We start from the raw sequence: 14,429 nt of genomic DNA, 5'->3' as shown, positions 1-14,429 counted from the left end.
CTGCGACATACTCCTTTTATCTACCCATTCAGTTAATAAGTGCTTTGGATAGTTCGGCGAATGTCACCCTCTGTATCCGCTGCGCGGTTCTGCCGTCGGCCGACGGGCCGGGCCGGCGGAGGGAATCCGGTGGCGAATCCAGCGTTGCGGGCTGCCGCTGCCGTGCTCTTCCGGGTGTACGCCAAGTTCCTCACCGACGGGGACGACGCCGCGAACGCCAAGATCTCCGCTCGGTTGAACCGGCAGGACTGAGGGCGTTGAAACGGGCCTCGTGCGTGGGTCGCCCTGCGACGAGGGATGCGCCGGGGCCCGTTTCTGATGTTCGTCGATGAGGTCCGAGGCGTGTGGGGTGGGGGTGGGTCAGAAGCAGCCGGGGCCGGTGGAGGGGCTGAAGCAGGCGTTGGTGCCGGGGCCGCCGTCGTTGGTGTTGGTGCCGGGGCCGCCGAAGAGGGCGTCGTTGCCGGGACCGCCGAAGAGGGCGTCGTTGCCGTTGTTGCCGTTCAGGTTGTCGGTGCCGTTGCCGCCTTCGATGCGGTCGTTGCCGTCGCCGCCGGACAGCACGTCGTTGCCGTCGCCGCCACAGATGATGTCGTTGCCACCGCGGCCGTCAACCACGTCGTTGCCACCGAGAGCGAAGATCACGTCATTGCCGGGAGTGCCGACCAGGACGTTGTTGCCGTTGGTACCGGTGATGGTGGCCGTGGCAGTCGCGCAGGTGGGGGGCAGCGGCTCGTAGGTGATGGTCACCTGCGCCGGCCCCGCAGCGGGAGCGGAGGTACCACCCGTGGGGACACGGTTCGACGCACCACCGCCACCACCGGGACCGGCACTGGGAGAGGCGCCACCCGCGATGACGTTGCAGCCTCCGCCGCCGCCTCCACCGAACCAGCCGCCCCCGCCTCCGCCCGCCCCGAAGCCGCCTCCGCCGTTGCCGCCCGCACCGCCCGTGCCCGGAGTGCCGGATGAACCGGCGTAGGGACATACGGCTCCGCCCGCGCCGCCGGCGGTCTGGGTTCCGCCGCCGCCGCCCTGGCCGCTGTTCGTTCTGCTGCCGCCGACACCCCCGGTGTTTCCGGCGTTTCCGCCGGTGGCCTCCGGGACCTGGCCTCCTCCGGGGACGCCGGTTCCGCCGCCGCCTCCGCCGCCCGCGACGATGAGGCGGGGGTCGGTGCCGGGGACGCCGGTCAGGGTGCAGCCGGGGCCGGCCGAGCTGCAGGTGCGGACGTCACTGGAACCGCCGCCGGCACCGCCCGTGAAAGCCACCACTCCGCCGCCGGCGCCGCCGCCCGTGCCGACGTTGACATAGAGGGTGGTGGTGCTCGGCGGCACGGTGACGTTGCCGGTGACGGTAGCGCCGCTCCCGCCTGCGCCGCCATCGGTCCCGTTCTGGCCCGCAGCGCCGGTGGCGGCGACGGTCAGTTGGGTGACGCCGGCCGGGACGGTGAAGGGCTGGTTGGCGCCCGCGTTGAAGGTGACCGTCACGGGCGCCGCAGCAGCGGGCGTGGCCGAGGGCACCACCAGTGCCGCCGGCAGCGCCACCGTGGCGAGCAGGACGGCAACACGCCTGGCCGGGCGCCGCCGCTCACCCGCGGCTCCGGCGCCACGTCGAAGGAACATGGCATGTTGCAGGGTCGGTCTCACGATGGGGACTCCTCGACAAAGAGCGCGGCACTCAGGACATGCCACGGACGTCGGTTGGCGTTCAGGCCCCTGCCGGGACCGCCCGACGATCAAGCCACACCCGCCCAGCGCGGCCGTACAGACACACCGTCATACCGCCCGCGATCCACCGACCAGACGCTGCCGACCCCGCACTCGGTCCTGCGATCCGTTGCCAAGTGGACCGATGCCCTGCCAGGTCACCCCGCCCCACCAGAGGAACAGGGATCCCTCCGCTGCTGGTCACATGATCCGCCGGACAGGCCCTGGAGATTCCGTCCACGCCCCGTCCACGCGCTCTGAGACGGAGCGTTCGAGAGCGAGAGAGAGCGAGACAGTCCTGCCCCCGCGTGAGGGCAAAAGAAAAGGTCCCCGACCTGCTGAAACAGCAGGTCGGGGACCTTTTACCTTCCAGTGGCGGCGCCAGGATTCGAACCTGGGAAGGCTGAGCCGGCAGATTTACAGTCTGCTCCCTTTGGCCGCTCGGGCACACCGCCATGGGTTTGCTGCTTTGGATCTCCGCTGTGGGGCGGTGCTCCGTGGCAACGACGTAAACGATACCTGATGGACGGGGGTGCTTCGCCACCCGATTGATCGGCACCCGGGGGCGGGGCGGTGGCTAGGCTTGGCGGGTGCGGCCCAGGGAGCCAGGGCCGTGGATGACGTATGCAGGCGCAAGCCGTTTCACACCCCTATTACAAGGAGCCACAGGACATGGCCGACTCCAGTTTCGACATCGTCTCGAAGGTCGAGCGGCAGGAGGTCGACAACGCCCTCAACCAGGCCGCCAAGGAGATCTCGCAGCGCTACGACTTCAAGAACGTCGGCGCCTCGATCTCGTGGTCCGGCGAGAAGATCCTGATGGAGGCGAACTCCGAGGACCGCGTCAACGCGATCCTCGACGTCTTCCAGACCAAGCTGGTCAAGCGCGGGATCTCGCTGAAGGCCCTGGACGCGGGAGAGCCGCAGCTCTCCGGCAAGGAGTACAAGATCTTCGCCTCCATCGAGGAGGGCATCTCGCAGGACAACGCCAAGAAGGTCGCGAAGATCATTCGCGATGAAGGCCCCAAGGGCGTGAAGGCGCAGGTCCAGGGCGAGGAGCTGCGCGTCAGCTCGAAGAGCCGGGACGACCTCCAGGCCGTGCAGGCACTGCTCAAGGGGCAGGACTTCGACTTCGCGCTGCAGTTCGTGAACTACCGGTAAGGACAGCGGACAAAGCCAGAGGGTGACCGCAACTGTCGCTGAAGCAGGGGCAATTGTCCTGACGTGATGGTCTGCCGCCGCTCCCGGTGCGAGGCTGGTGGGACTAGATTCCCGCTGCCCACAGGGCACTGGAGGTTGTTGTGGCGGCAGAACCCACGGTCGGTGCAGGTTCCACCCTCGAACTGGCGTTGCACGGGCCGGATCCGGGGCCCGATCTGGCCACCCTCCACGAGGCGCTGACGGCCGCGGGGGCCGCCAGTGTCGATCAGGTACGGCTCACGGCGCCCGGCTCCGACCAGCGGGTCGCCGAGCTGGTCCAGGTCTGCACGCTGCTCGTCGGCGGGGCGGTGGACGTGGTCGCGATCGTCGAGGCCGTACGCGGCTGGCTCGCCGGGCGGCGGGAGGCTGCGGCGCGGCAGCCCGCCCCGGCCGGCGCGGACGACGTGGTCCCGTCCGTCGTCATCACCATCGGCGACCAGCGCCTGGAGATCACGTATCCCTCGGACCGGGCGCAGAGCGATGCCATCGCGCGCTTTCTGGACCTGCACCGGCGGGACGGGCGATGACCACCCTCGACGTGCGCACCTCGGCGCACGGTCCGGGGCGCACCCAGTACGCGTACGGGCTGAAGTCCGGTGGCGGGTCCGTGGTGGGGCCGCTGGAGCAGGAGCATGCCGTCGATGTCAGCCAGGACCTGGTCAAGGACCTGTGCAAGGACATCGACGAGGCGCTCAAGAACGCCCGTGACGACGACCCGGCGCTGGGCCGAGTGCTCAAGCAGAAGGGGAGACTCCTCTTCGATTCGCTGTTTCCGCGCACCGGCGGGGGCGAGATGGTGCGGCAGCTGAAGGAGTCGACGGGTTCGCTCCTGGTGAGCACCAACGAGTCCCTGGTGCCGTGGGAGTTGCTGCACGACGGGGACAGTTTCCTCGGCCTCGTGCACGAGCTCGGCCGGCGGTCCGTCGTCAGCAGGCCGGTGGTGGGCGGGCGCGAGTGCACGCAGGTGCGGCGGGCGCTCATCGTCGGGGACACCCTGGGGGACCTGGCGTCGGCCCGTGAGGAGAGCGAGCGGATCAGCGCCTGGCTGGAGGGGCACGGCGTCGCGTGCACGGTCCTCATCGGGCGGGACGCGACCCTGGTCCGGGTGATCCAGGAGCTGGCCGAGGACGAGGAGCCGTACGACCTCTTCCACTACTCGGGGCATGTGTCCGGGGTCGACGGGGCCGCCGGGCTCATGGTGCACAACCGCAAACTCATCGACATGGACGCCCTCCAGCCGCTGGCCGGGCTCGGGGCGCCGCCCGTCGTCTTCATCAACGGCTGCGCGTCCGCCGACCCCGCGCTCGAACCGGCCTCGCGGGCGCTCGCCGAGGCCTCCCTCACCATGAGCGCCTGCATGTCCTTCATGGTCATGGGGGCCAAGACCGTCGTCGGCACCCGGACGCCGGTCGGGGACGGGAGCGCGCTGCGCTTCGCGGAGGCCTTCTACGGCCAGCTCCAGGACCAGATCACCGCAGGGGCCGCGATGCGGCAGGCGCGGGCCGATCTGGAACGGCGGGCGGACTGGGCCTGGGCGTCGTTCGTGCTCTACGGGGATCCCGAGGTGCGGATCTCCACCGCGGCCGGGCCCGCCGCACCGCCCGCCACCGCGCCGGAGCGGCCCGAGTTCACCCCGGAAGCGGCCGAACTGCTGCACAAGACGCGGAAGTTCGCCGCCGTACGCGGCCTGGTCACCTCCGTCGATCTGCTGATGGCCCTGCTGGAGGACGAAGAGGTACGGGAGCGGGCCGCCGCGCGGATCGGCGCCCAGCGCATGGACCTGCTCGCCAAGGTGCTGCGCGAGATCCAGGGCCAGACGCCCCGCGGGAGCGGGACCCATGCCGGGTCGAGCAGCGCCTCGCTCGCCGCCGTCAACGGCAACCGGCCCCGGATCGGCCTCTCCGGCACCGTGACCCGGGTCCTCGACGGGGCCGAGGCGCGGGCGCAGGAGGCCGGGCGGGACATCGGTGTCGACGACATCTCCCTGGCGTTCCTCGCGACCGGCGGCGGAAGCTGCGCCGAGCTGTTGCAGCTCATCGGGGTCGCGCCCGAGCGGCTGCTGCTGCCGCACTCGGACGCGCCGGCGCAGGCCGACGACGAGCGGGTGGACATCGGAGCGCTCGACCCGCGCGCGACCGCCGCCGTGCAGTGCGCCCGGCTGCTCGCCTCGGTGCAGCGCAAGAAGATCAGCACGTACATGATGCTGCGGGCGTTCGGAATCGTCGGGAGCGAGGCGCTGCGCGGGGCGCTCGCCGCGCAGGGCGAGGACGGCGCGGCCGCGTACCGGAAGCTGGCCGGGCTCGGGAATCCCAAGCCGAGGGAGTTCTCCTCGCGGACGCTGTCCAAGGTCCAGGAGACCTGCCGGGACGCGCAGGAGCCCGTCGACGAGCAGACGCTGCTGATAGCGCTGCTCACCGACGAGGACTCCACGGCCCGGACGATGCTGCGGCGCCTGGGGGTGGCGCCGGAGCTGGTCATTCAGTCGCTGCAGGCTCCGTCTGCCCACTCTCAGACGTCTGCGGAGGCTGCGGAGGCTCCGGACTCTCCGTGACTGTGACCCCCGTCGCCGGTGTCGGCTCCGGGGTCCGGGAGTCCAGGTGGGCCAGGCCCTTCACGGCCGTCGCGTCGTTCGGGCGGCGGGTGAGGACCTGGCCCCAGTGGTGGCGGGCCTCCTCCGGGTCGTCCAGGAGGAGGCAGGTCAGCGCGAGGGCGCTGCGGGCCTCTGCGTCGCCCGGGCACCAGTGGACGACGGCCGCGAAGTGGTCGCGCGCGGTGGCCGTGCGGCCGGACCTGGCCGCCTGAAGACCCGCGTTGAAGAGATTCGCCGGGTGGGCCCTCAGCCGCGCCCACGCGCGCAGCGGCGTGGCGCAGGCCCGGCAGGTCTCCGCCGTGGCGCTGTTGACGGCCCGGCAGCGCGGCAGGGGGCAGACGAGGCGGCCCGGTTCGTGCGTCACAGGTTCCCCCCCGACGGCGTCCAGTTCCCGGTCCGGTCTTCCGGGAGGCCGGGGCCCTCGCTCTGGGCGCCGAGCAGGATCTGGGCGAGCTGGCGCAGCCGTGCGGCCAGCTTGCCCGCGTCCTGGACCACCTGATCCGGGTTCGTCGCGAGGAGCGGGACGAGCTGTTCGAGGCGGCTCTTGACGGCGGCCAGGTCGCGTTCCTCACTGGTCCTGCCGCGGGCCAGGGCGACCCGGCTCAGCTCCTCCACCTGCTGGAACCCGAAGCGCAGCAGACCCTCGGCGCGGTCCTGGGCGGAGATTTCGCCGCCCGGGGAGGAGCGCAGCAGGCTCCTCAAGTAGGTGAAGTGGCCCTGGAGCTGGGCGATCGCCTCGCCGTACCGGCGCTGGTCGCCGGCGGCGTGGGCGCGTTCCCCCTCGGCGCGCTGGGCCTCGATCGCACGGATCACCTCGGGGCCGTCGAACGGCTTGTCACCGGCCGGCCCCGACTCGGCGAGGTGGGCGTGCAGCCGCAGGCAGTCCTCGACCAGGGCGTCGAAGTCCCGCTTGGGCGGCTGGAGTTCCTGGCCGGCCTCGCCGAGGACGGCCACGATCTCCTCCAGCTCGCGGAACTCGTGGACCGCCGCGGGTACGTCACCCCGGTCGCGGGCCTCCTCGAAGGCACGGCGGGCCTTGGTCCACTTGGCGCGGACCACGGCCTGCGGGCCCGCCGCGAGATAGCCGACGTTCTCCTCGAAGCGGCGGTAGAGCTCGTCGACCGCCGGCGCCTCGGGCAGCGGCGGGTCCACCGGCACTTCGAGGAGGGCGTCGAAGGTGGTGTCCTCGCCGATGGAGCCCTGGACGGTCATGGACACGTTCTCCTGCATGGCCACATTCAGCCTGATCGCCGTTCCCCGAGGTGTCGAGGAAGGGACCCTCACCTTGATCACCTGGATCGGCACCCCCTGCTGGAACAGGCGCAGCTCCACGTCCTCCGTGCCGGGGTGTCCGAAGTCGTAGTCGGCCGCGTAAGGCAGCTGTTCCATGGCCGGAATCAGTACGCGACGGCCGGTGCGCCCGTCACCCCGGTCCACTTCCAGGTGGATCGCCTTGGAGTTGAGGGCGGCTCCCCCCGTGCCTCCGTCCGGCGGGAGCTCTCCCGAGCTGTGGGCGACCGCGCGGCCCGCCGTGGCGACCAGGTCGCCCTCGGCGTCGTACACCTCGAAGGTGAGCAGGCTCTCCGCGTCCGGCTGTACCGGGACCTGGGTGAAGGAGAAGGCGCCCTCTTCGGAGAGGTCCGCCTGGTCCTCGAAGGCGGTGGTGGTGAGGCGGACGTACCCGCCGCTGAAGTCCAGACCGTCGGTGAGCGCCTCGACGGAACCGCCGATGTGCGTGGCCGCCGACCCCGTGGTGGCACTGCCGCGGAACGAGACGCGTACGGTGCGGTCCTCGTCGTAGACGGCCAGGCCGCCCACGGCTGCCGCGCGGACCGCGGCGCCCAGCGCGACGGCCGTGTCGGCGTGCTCGACGACCGGCGTCTCGCAGGCCGCGCGGACCTGGCGGGCGGACCCGGGCGCGGGGTTCGCGCAGAGTTCCTGCGTCACCATCTCCCTGACCAGCGGCATGTGGGTGGAGCCGCCCGCCAGGATGATGTGGTCGACGTCGGCGAGGGTGATGCCGGCCCGGTCCTCGGCACGGCGCAGGGCCTCGTCGCAGTAGGTGAAGGTCCGCTCGATCAACGGGCGGGCGATGTCGTCGAGTTCGGGCCGCTCCAGGAGCGCGTCGATGACGACCGGGCGCTTCTCCTGGTCGGTGAGGCGCCCGGTGTCGCGGAGCATGTAGTCGGGCTGGTCGGTGAGCGCCTTCTTGGCGCCCTCCGCGAGGATCTTCAGCTGACTGAAGCGGAGCCGGTCCTCGGGGTCGTTCTCCGGGTCGAGGTCGAGGGCGTAGCCGTCCGCCTGGAGCATCTTCTGGAGGTGCCGGGCGAAGGCCTCGTCGATGTCGTCGCCGCCCAGACGGTTGTTGCCGCTGATGCCGAGGACCTCGAAGGTGCCCGCCGTGCAGCGCAGGACACTGACGTCGAAGGTGCCGCCGCCGAGGTCGTACACGAGGAAGGTGCCGTCGCGGGTGGCGGTGCGCCAGCAGTAGTGGCTGGCGGCGGCGGTCGGCTCGTGGAGCAGACCGAGGACTTCGAGCCCGGCCTGCTCCGCGGCCTTGCGAGTGGCGTCGATCTGCGGCTGGTCGAAGTACGCCGGCACGGTCACCACGGCGCGGTCGACGATCCAGCGGACGTCCGGGCTGTCGAACGCCGCCACGTCCGTCTCGATCCGGCGCTTCATCTCGGCCAGGATCGCGGCCGAGACCTGCGGCGGGGTGTACTCCTCGCCGGCCAGGTCGACCGTCGTACGGCTGCCCATCAGGCGCTTCACCGACGTGACCGGTTCCGGGTTGCTGCCCTTGCGGGCGAACGCCTTGCGGCCCACGACCAGTTCACCGCCGGCCGGACTGCGCCAGACGCAGCTGGGCGTCGTGTACGACTTCGAGATCGGGTCCCGGTGGATCACGATCTCGCTGTCGGAGGGGTTCATGACGGCTACGGCGCTGTTGGTCGTGCCGAGGTCGATGCCTACGGCCTTGCTGACGATCTGCTGGCTCATGTGGGGTGACCGCTCCTTCTTGGCCTGCTCGTCCAGGTGGGTCGGTGTCAGGCGTGCGTGTCAGGCGTCCGTGTCAGGTGGTGTCAGGTGTCCGTGGGCGCGGGGTCCTGGACGGGCTTCGGCTCGGGGTCCGGCTGCGCCTCGGGATCCGGCTGGGCCTCGGGATCCGGCTTCGGTTCCGGGTCCGGCTTCGGTTCGGGCTCGCTTTCCGGGGCGGGCGCCGGGGCGCCCATGACCACCTGGGCGAAGCTCACCACCGCGCCGTCGTGGAACACGGCGTACCGGTTCGTCTCGGCCACGACCTCGGCGTCGAAGTCCGGGCTCTGCATCCAGTGCACCGGGTCCGCCCAGTCCAGGACGTCCTCGGCGGGGAGGCCGAGCGGGTCGCGCACCTCCACCCCGGCGCCGCGCAGCAGGTCGAGCATCCGGTCCTTGACGTTCTTCAGCTCGCGGTGCCGGAGCTGTTCACCCACGGCCGCCAGCGGCTCCTCCGCCCGGGTGACCTGCTGCTCCAACGTGCCGACGAGCACCGCCAGTTCGAAGAGGTGCGCCTGCGCGCGCGCCGCCGCCGCCGCGGAGGCGCCGCGGGCCGCGGCCAGTTCTTCTTGACGTCGCTGCAGTACGCCGGCCAGCTCGGCCTCCGGCGCGGTGGTCGCTCCGTGGACCTCGGGGACCGGGCGCTCGGCGAAGTCGTCCCAGCCGGGCAGGTCGCCCGGCTCAGCCGAAGAGGACATCACGCACCTCCAGTTCTGGTTCCTCGTCCTGGGCGTGGGCTGCCGCAGGGGTCGTACGCAGGGCGTCGCCGGTCCCCGCGACGGGCGCGGTCGCCAGCGCGCGGACGGTGCGGCGCAGCGCCTGGGGCAGATCGAAGTCCTCGGGCCGCAGGTTCTGGCCACCGAGGTCCTCCGGGTAGGTGCGGTGAGCGCGCGCGAAGGCGTCCCAGCGGCGGTCGCGGTAATCGGTGCCGGGCGGCTCGGTCACCTCGTACCGCAGCCGGTCCCGCCGGTTGAGGATCAGCTCCCGCATCGCCCAGTTGTAGAGGTCGCGGTCCTGTGCGGTGGACGCGGTCTGGATGCCTTCCTCGGCCCGTTCCACGATGTGCGCCTTGGTGGCGTCGACGGGAAGTCCGAGTACGTGGAACGGGTTGGGCCGACGGTTCGCCGACGCGGGTGTCGTCATGAGCGCAGCCTTCGCAAGATGTCTTCGATACGGGTGATGTTGTCCCGGGTGGCAGCCTCCGGGGCGATCCGCTCCGCCCGCCGCAACAGGGTGACGGCCGCCCGCAGTTCACCTTCCACGGCGTTCGGACCGGTGCGGACGGAGCGTTCGATGTTGCTCAGTGCGGAGTTGCTCATGGCCACCGCGCGGTTGTTCATCCCGGTGGCCAGCGCGCGCAGCGCCTTGGCGGCCTCTTCGCGCATCTTGGGGTCGTCGCCGGCGGCCGCGATGCGCTCGGCGTCGCGCATCGCGCGTTCCGCCTCGTCGAGCCGTTCGGCGTCGAGCAGGACGTAGCCGTGGTTGATCAGAGTGCTGGTGCGGAGCCGGTCGAGGGTCTTCCTGGTGGCGTCGTTCCTCGGGACGCGGTCGAGTTCGGCGAGGGCCTTCGGGTAGCGGCGCGCCTTGATGTGGTCGAGGGCGGTGCTGAACAGGGCGTCCTGGCGGTACTGCTCCAGGAGTTGCGGGGCGTTGGTGTTGGCCGGGTTCCACGCCGTGGCCAGCTCGAAGTACGCGATGGCCTTGCCGGTGTCCCGGTCGAGGAGACCGCGGTCCACGTAGTGGGCGGCGAGCAGCTGGTTCTCGCGCAGGTGCGGGCGCCCCTGGACGGCGCCCCGGGCGAGCAGTTCCGCGTACCGCACCGCCTTGGTCACGACGGTACGCATGTGGTCCCGGTCGCCCATCTGGTAGAGGCAGTTCTGCCACTCGTTGTGCCAGGCGACGACGGTGCTCAGGACGCTCGTGGGTGCGAAGCCGTGGTCGACGGCGTTCGCCAGGCTGTTGATGCCCTCTTCGTAGTCCTTGTCGATGCCGTCCGGCAGGGCACGGACCCGCTCGGGGTCGTCGACGCGCTTCTCGGCCGCGCGGACCAGGTCGGTGGACCAGTCGTCGAGCAGGGCGCCCGCGCGGTCCGCGACGACGGCGAAGAGGTCCTCGTCCACGCCCGGCAGCACCCCGGCCAGCGGCCCCTCCGCCAGCAGGGTGCGGGTGACGTGGATGCCCTGGCGCAGGGCGGTCAGGCAGTTCAGATGGAGGCGGGCCTGGTCCTCGCGGTGCTCGGCGAGGGCACGGGCGCCGTGGCTCCGGTGCAGGGTCAGGAGCTCCTCGGTCAACGAGGTGCGCAGATACCCGGCGTCGGGAGCGGTCGCCGCGTCGGCACCGGGATCTCCCGTGTCGTCGGCCCCCGGGCGGACGGCGAACGCCTCCCAGAAGCCCGGGTGGCACAGCAGCAGGACCCACAGGACCGTCGCGGTGACCAGGTCCTCGTCGGCGGCTCCCGTGCGGGCCAGCTTCGCCAGAGCCTCTTCGCGGTAGACCACGGCCAGCGAGTGCAGTACGGGAATGTCGTCACGGGCGGCCTTGCGCGCGAAGAACCCCCTCAACTGCCGCTCTATGGCGTCTGCTTGATCCGTCGCGAGGGCCTGCCACACGGGGTGCTCCGCCATCGCGTCCTCCAGTGCCGGGAGCCTGCCGGGGCGTTCCCAGGTGTGGGCCGCGCCCGGGAAGAGGTGCTTCAGGAGGGCGCCGGAACGGTCATTGCGCTCCAGGTCGTCGTGGTGCCGGTGGGCCGGGTGTTCCCCGGGGAGATGACCGGCCGCCCGGCCCAGGAGGTCCAGGGCCCGTGCGGGGTCGCCGTCCGCGTGGGCGGCCACCGCGCGGTGGCAGAGGTACTTCCCGTACTCGGCGGCGGCCGCGTCGGCGTCGGCGTTCAGAACGCGCCGCCACAGCCCGTCGGCCACCTCGTGGTCCCCGACGGCGGCGGCGCACCGGGCGAGGGTGAGGGCGTCGAGCGGGACGGGGCCGTCCTCGTCCGGCGCTCCGCCTTCCGGTGCGCCCTCGGGGAGGCGGTCCGCCAGGCGGCGTACGACCTCTGCCAGGGCCTGGGCGCGGCCGTCCCGCCGCCTTGCGCGGGCCACCCTGGCGCAGAGCGCGGGCAGGGTCGCGGCCACGTCGACCAGGCCGGTCAGGTCGTGGTCGCGCAGGGCCAGTGTGAGCGCCTCGGCCGCCTTCGCGCGCTGGGCCGGGAGGTGGCCGGCCGCCTGGACGACGAGGAGGGGGGCGGGCAGGGCGGGGTTGCCGCTGACGGGCGGGAGTTCCTTGGGCGGCTTGCCTTCGAGGGCCTCGGCGAGGAAGGCGACGACGTGCACGGCAGCGTGGTCGGGGGCCTCGGCGGCGCTGTCCGTACTCTCGACCGCGTCCTTAGTGCCGGTCGTGCCCTCGGCCGCGTCATCAGTACCGTCCGTGCCCTCGGCGTCCTCCGCGCCCTCACCCCGTGTGCCGCCCACTGCCCGTAGCAGCCGTACCGCATCCGCCTTGTCGCCGGCCGTGAGGGCGGCCGCCGCGAGGGGCAGCGCCAGCAGCGGGTCGTCCCTGACGTCGGCCGTGGCATCCGCCTGCGGGACGGTCGCGTCGTGCAGCCCGGCCAGCGACGCCGCACGGCGGGCCTCGCGGGCCACCACCGGAAGCGGCCACGCCTCGGCGAGCAGGCCGAGCGCCTGCGCCAACTCGCCCTGACCCGCCGGGTCTTCGGCCAGCAGGCAGGCCCGCCCCAGCCCCATGGCGAGCACCTCCACGGCACGGGCGTCGCCCTCATCACGGTCGGCCGGACCGTCGGGAGCCTCCCCCGCCCACCCCACCAGCGCCTCCACCAGTACGGGCTCCGCCCCGCGGGGGTCCACCAGCAGCTGTCCGAGCCCGAGCTGCCAGGCCGTACGGGGGTGATGGCGCACGACCCGCCACGGTGCGGCGCCCGTGCCCTCGGCGGGGCGCCCGGCCCGTTCGGCGAGGAGGCGGGCCGCGCGGGCGAGGCGTCCGGCGTCGGCGGGGACGGGCGGGAGGGCGCCGTCCCCGCCGACCTGCGCGTCGATGAGCCGCGCCGCCGCCCGCTCGGCGCACTGCACGGCCCGGTCGCTCTCCCCCGCGGCCCACAGCGCCGTGGCCTCGCGCAGCGCCAGTACGCCGCTGTCGTAACGGGCCCGGGGCATGGGCAGGCGGTCGAGGCGCCGCCCGGCCTCGGCCGTGCGGCCGAGGGCCAGTTCGGCGCGGGCGCGGACAAGTTCGGCCTTGGGGCCGCGTGTGCCTTCGAGCAGGTCCGCCGCCCGGTCTGGGTGTCCGGCGTTCAGTTCGGTGACCGCCAGGACGAGGGTGGCGCGGTCGTGGCCCTGGCCGTGGGCCTGTTCGAGCAGGGAGCGGGCCCGGCCGGGGTCCTCCGGGAGCGCCAGCAGGCCGCGCCACAGCTGCTGTTCGGGCAGGGGCAGGCGTCCGAAGAGGGAGAGTGCGGTCAGGTGGCCGACCGCATTCCGGCGGCCGCCGGCGACCTCTGCGCCGAGGAGGGTGCGCAGCGCCTCCAGGAGCTCCGGGACGGTGGCGCCCTCGGCGCCGAGCGGGTCCCAGGCCAGGTCGACGCCGGGCTCCTGTCCCTCGGCGAGCCTCAGCCGGGCCGTGACCACCGCGGTGAAGGCGTGTGCCGCGCCCTTCATGACCGTACGTTCCTCATCGGTGGCGCGGTGGCCGGGATCGGCGTCCGTCAGGAGGCAGCCGAGCGGCCAGACGCGCGCGTCGCCGCCGGCGAGCAGCGCGCGGCAGCGGCGCCCCGCCTCCTCGTGCTCGCCGCACAGCAGCTGGGCCCAGGCCGCGTGGTAGCCGAGGTCGGGCCGGTCCGGGAACGCGTCGGCGACCACGACGAGGTTCTTGGTGGCCAGGTCGGCGTTGCCTTCGAGGAGCTGGGCGCGGCCCAGGGCGTAGCGCCCCCAGGGCCGGCTGTCGCCGCCCTCGCCGATCGTGGCGAGCCGTACGGCGGTCAGCGGGGGCGGGGTGGCGGGGCCCGGTGGTCCCTCGCGCCCGGGATCCAGTTCCAGCCACTCCAGCATCCGGCACAGGTCGGTCAGTTCGGCGCCGCGCGGGGTGAGGACGGCTTCCCGTCCGCGTACGGCGGCGAGGGCGTCGGCGTACGCGCCGCTGTGCAGGCGGGCGGCGATGAGACCGCGCAGGGCCTCGCCGTCGGTGGGGTCGGCGGTGCAGGCGCGGGTGAAGTGGTCCGCCGCGCCGGCCGTTTCGCGGTGCAGGAGCAGGGCGCCGAGGCCGAGCGTCCGGTCGAGGCCGGCGAGGCGCAGGCCCGCCGCGGACAGCTGCCCGGCGAACGCGAAGGCCCGCTCCACACGACCGGTCTCGTCGGCGAATCCGGCCGAGAGGAGGCGCCCCACCACCTGGTGCACTTCGGGCGGCACGGTCGCGTACCGCCTGAAGATGTCCACGTAGATGGCGAGTTGGTCGTCCTGGTCGGCGCCGAGCCGGGCCAGGGCGGTGGCGGCGATGGAGCGGGACTCCTCGTGGACGAACGCACTGCGGTAGAGCCGGGTGTACAGGGACACGGCGAAGTCCCGGTCGCCTGCGCCGGACCGCGCCACGGCGGCGTCGGCGAGCGGGACCCAGCTCTGGTGGAGTCCGATGCGCCCCTCGGCCGCCAGGCGCTCGCCGGCCTGGGCGAGGCGGTCCAGGTCGGCGGCCTCGACGAGCGGCAGGAAGCGGGGGCCGAGAAAGGACTGCTGGAAGGAGGGCCACAGGTCAGCGGTGCGGTCCGGGTACTCCTCGATGCCGGCGAGGACCCCGCGCAGACTCTCCAGGCCGGTGCGCGGATCGGCGTCGGCGAGCGCGCTCGCCCAGGCGTTCTCCAGTCGGCCGCGCCGGGACAGACCTTTCCTCAGGGACCGCTGTGGCTCCACCC

10 protein-coding genes and 1 tRNA gene are annotated in these 14,429 nt (G+C 72.7%); 4 read left to right on the top strand and 7 right to left on the bottom strand.

Annotated features, from left to right (window positions below; all coding sequences use genetic code 11):
* The first annotated feature begins 129 nt into the window (after positions 1-129).
* Positions 130-252, top strand: a complete 123-nt coding sequence (locus AC07EJ_RS38500; protein WP_389486865.1) for a hypothetical protein — start codon at positions 130-132, stop codon at positions 250-252.
* 108 nt (positions 253-360) lie between these two features.
* Here AC07EJ_RS38500 and AC07EJ_RS38495 read toward each other — a convergent pair whose 3' ends face one another.
* Positions 361-1,641 (bottom strand): calcium-binding protein, encoded by a 1,281-nt coding sequence (locus AC07EJ_RS38495; protein ID WP_478885993.1) that lies wholly within the window; start codon positions 1,639-1,641, stop codon positions 361-363.
* Positions 1,642-2,074: 433 nt separating this feature from the next.
* Positions 2,075-2,156: transfer RNA gene (locus AC07EJ_RS38490), tRNA-Tyr, on the bottom strand.
* Between the two features lie 217 nt (positions 2,157-2,373).
* Here AC07EJ_RS38490 and AC07EJ_RS38485 point away from each other — a divergent pair.
* The 3 genes from AC07EJ_RS38485 (at position 2,374) to AC07EJ_RS38475 (ending at position 5,452) form a co-directional block, all read left to right on the top strand.
* The gene (locus AC07EJ_RS38485; protein WP_116511131.1) at positions 2,374-2,862 is read left to right on the top strand and encodes a YajQ family cyclic di-GMP-binding protein; all 489 of its coding nucleotides are present in this window, start codon (positions 2,374-2,376) and stop codon (positions 2,860-2,862) included.
* A gap of 140 nt (positions 2,863-3,002) precedes the next feature.
* The gene (locus AC07EJ_RS38480) at positions 3,003-3,428 is read left to right on the top strand and encodes a hypothetical protein (protein ID WP_389490087.1); all 426 of its coding nucleotides are present in this window, start codon (positions 3,003-3,005) and stop codon (positions 3,426-3,428) included.
* The gene (locus AC07EJ_RS38475) at positions 3,425-5,452 is read left to right on the top strand and encodes a CHAT domain-containing protein (RefSeq protein ID WP_389490089.1); all 2,028 of its coding nucleotides are present in this window, start codon (positions 3,425-3,427) and stop codon (positions 5,450-5,452) included. Before AC07EJ_RS38480 ends, AC07EJ_RS38475 begins: the two co-directional genes overlap by 4 nt.
* Here AC07EJ_RS38475 and AC07EJ_RS38470 read toward each other — a convergent pair.
* The 5 genes from AC07EJ_RS38470 to AC07EJ_RS38450 all read right to left on the bottom strand — a co-directional run bounded on the left by AC07EJ_RS38470 (position 5,376) and on the right by AC07EJ_RS38450 (position 14,427).
* Positions 5,376-5,855 carry a tetratricopeptide repeat protein gene (locus tag AC07EJ_RS38470; RefSeq protein WP_389490092.1) on the bottom strand — a complete coding sequence of 160 codons (480 nt, stop codon included), beginning with the start codon at positions 5,853-5,855 and terminating at the stop codon, positions 5,376-5,378. The genes AC07EJ_RS38475 and AC07EJ_RS38470 overlap by 77 nt on opposite strands.
* Positions 5,852-8,491, bottom strand: a complete 2,640-nt coding sequence (locus AC07EJ_RS38465; protein ID WP_393587083.1) for an Hsp70 family protein — start codon at positions 8,489-8,491, stop codon at positions 5,852-5,854. Before AC07EJ_RS38465 ends, AC07EJ_RS38470 begins: the two co-directional genes overlap by 4 nt.
* Positions 8,492-8,574: 83 nt before the next feature.
* Positions 8,575-9,225 (bottom strand): hypothetical protein, encoded by a 651-nt coding sequence (locus AC07EJ_RS38460; protein ID WP_393587081.1) that lies wholly within the window; start codon positions 9,223-9,225, stop codon positions 8,575-8,577.
* Positions 9,209-9,670 carry a hypothetical protein gene (locus AC07EJ_RS38455; RefSeq protein WP_389490098.1) on the bottom strand — a complete coding sequence of 154 codons (462 nt, stop codon included), beginning with the start codon at positions 9,668-9,670 and terminating at the stop codon, positions 9,209-9,211. Before AC07EJ_RS38455 ends, AC07EJ_RS38460 begins: the two co-directional genes overlap by 17 nt.
* Complete coding sequence (locus AC07EJ_RS38450; protein WP_478885992.1) at positions 9,667-14,427, bottom strand: hypothetical protein; 4,761 nt, start codon at positions 14,425-14,427, stop codon at positions 9,667-9,669. Before AC07EJ_RS38450 ends, AC07EJ_RS38455 begins: the two co-directional genes overlap by 4 nt.
* Between the last annotated feature and the right edge of the window lie 2 nt (positions 14,428-14,429).

It is taken from the genome of Streptomyces sp. NPDC045026 (genome assembly GCF_056432625.1).
This window is presented reverse-complemented; position numbering and strand designations above follow the sequence as displayed.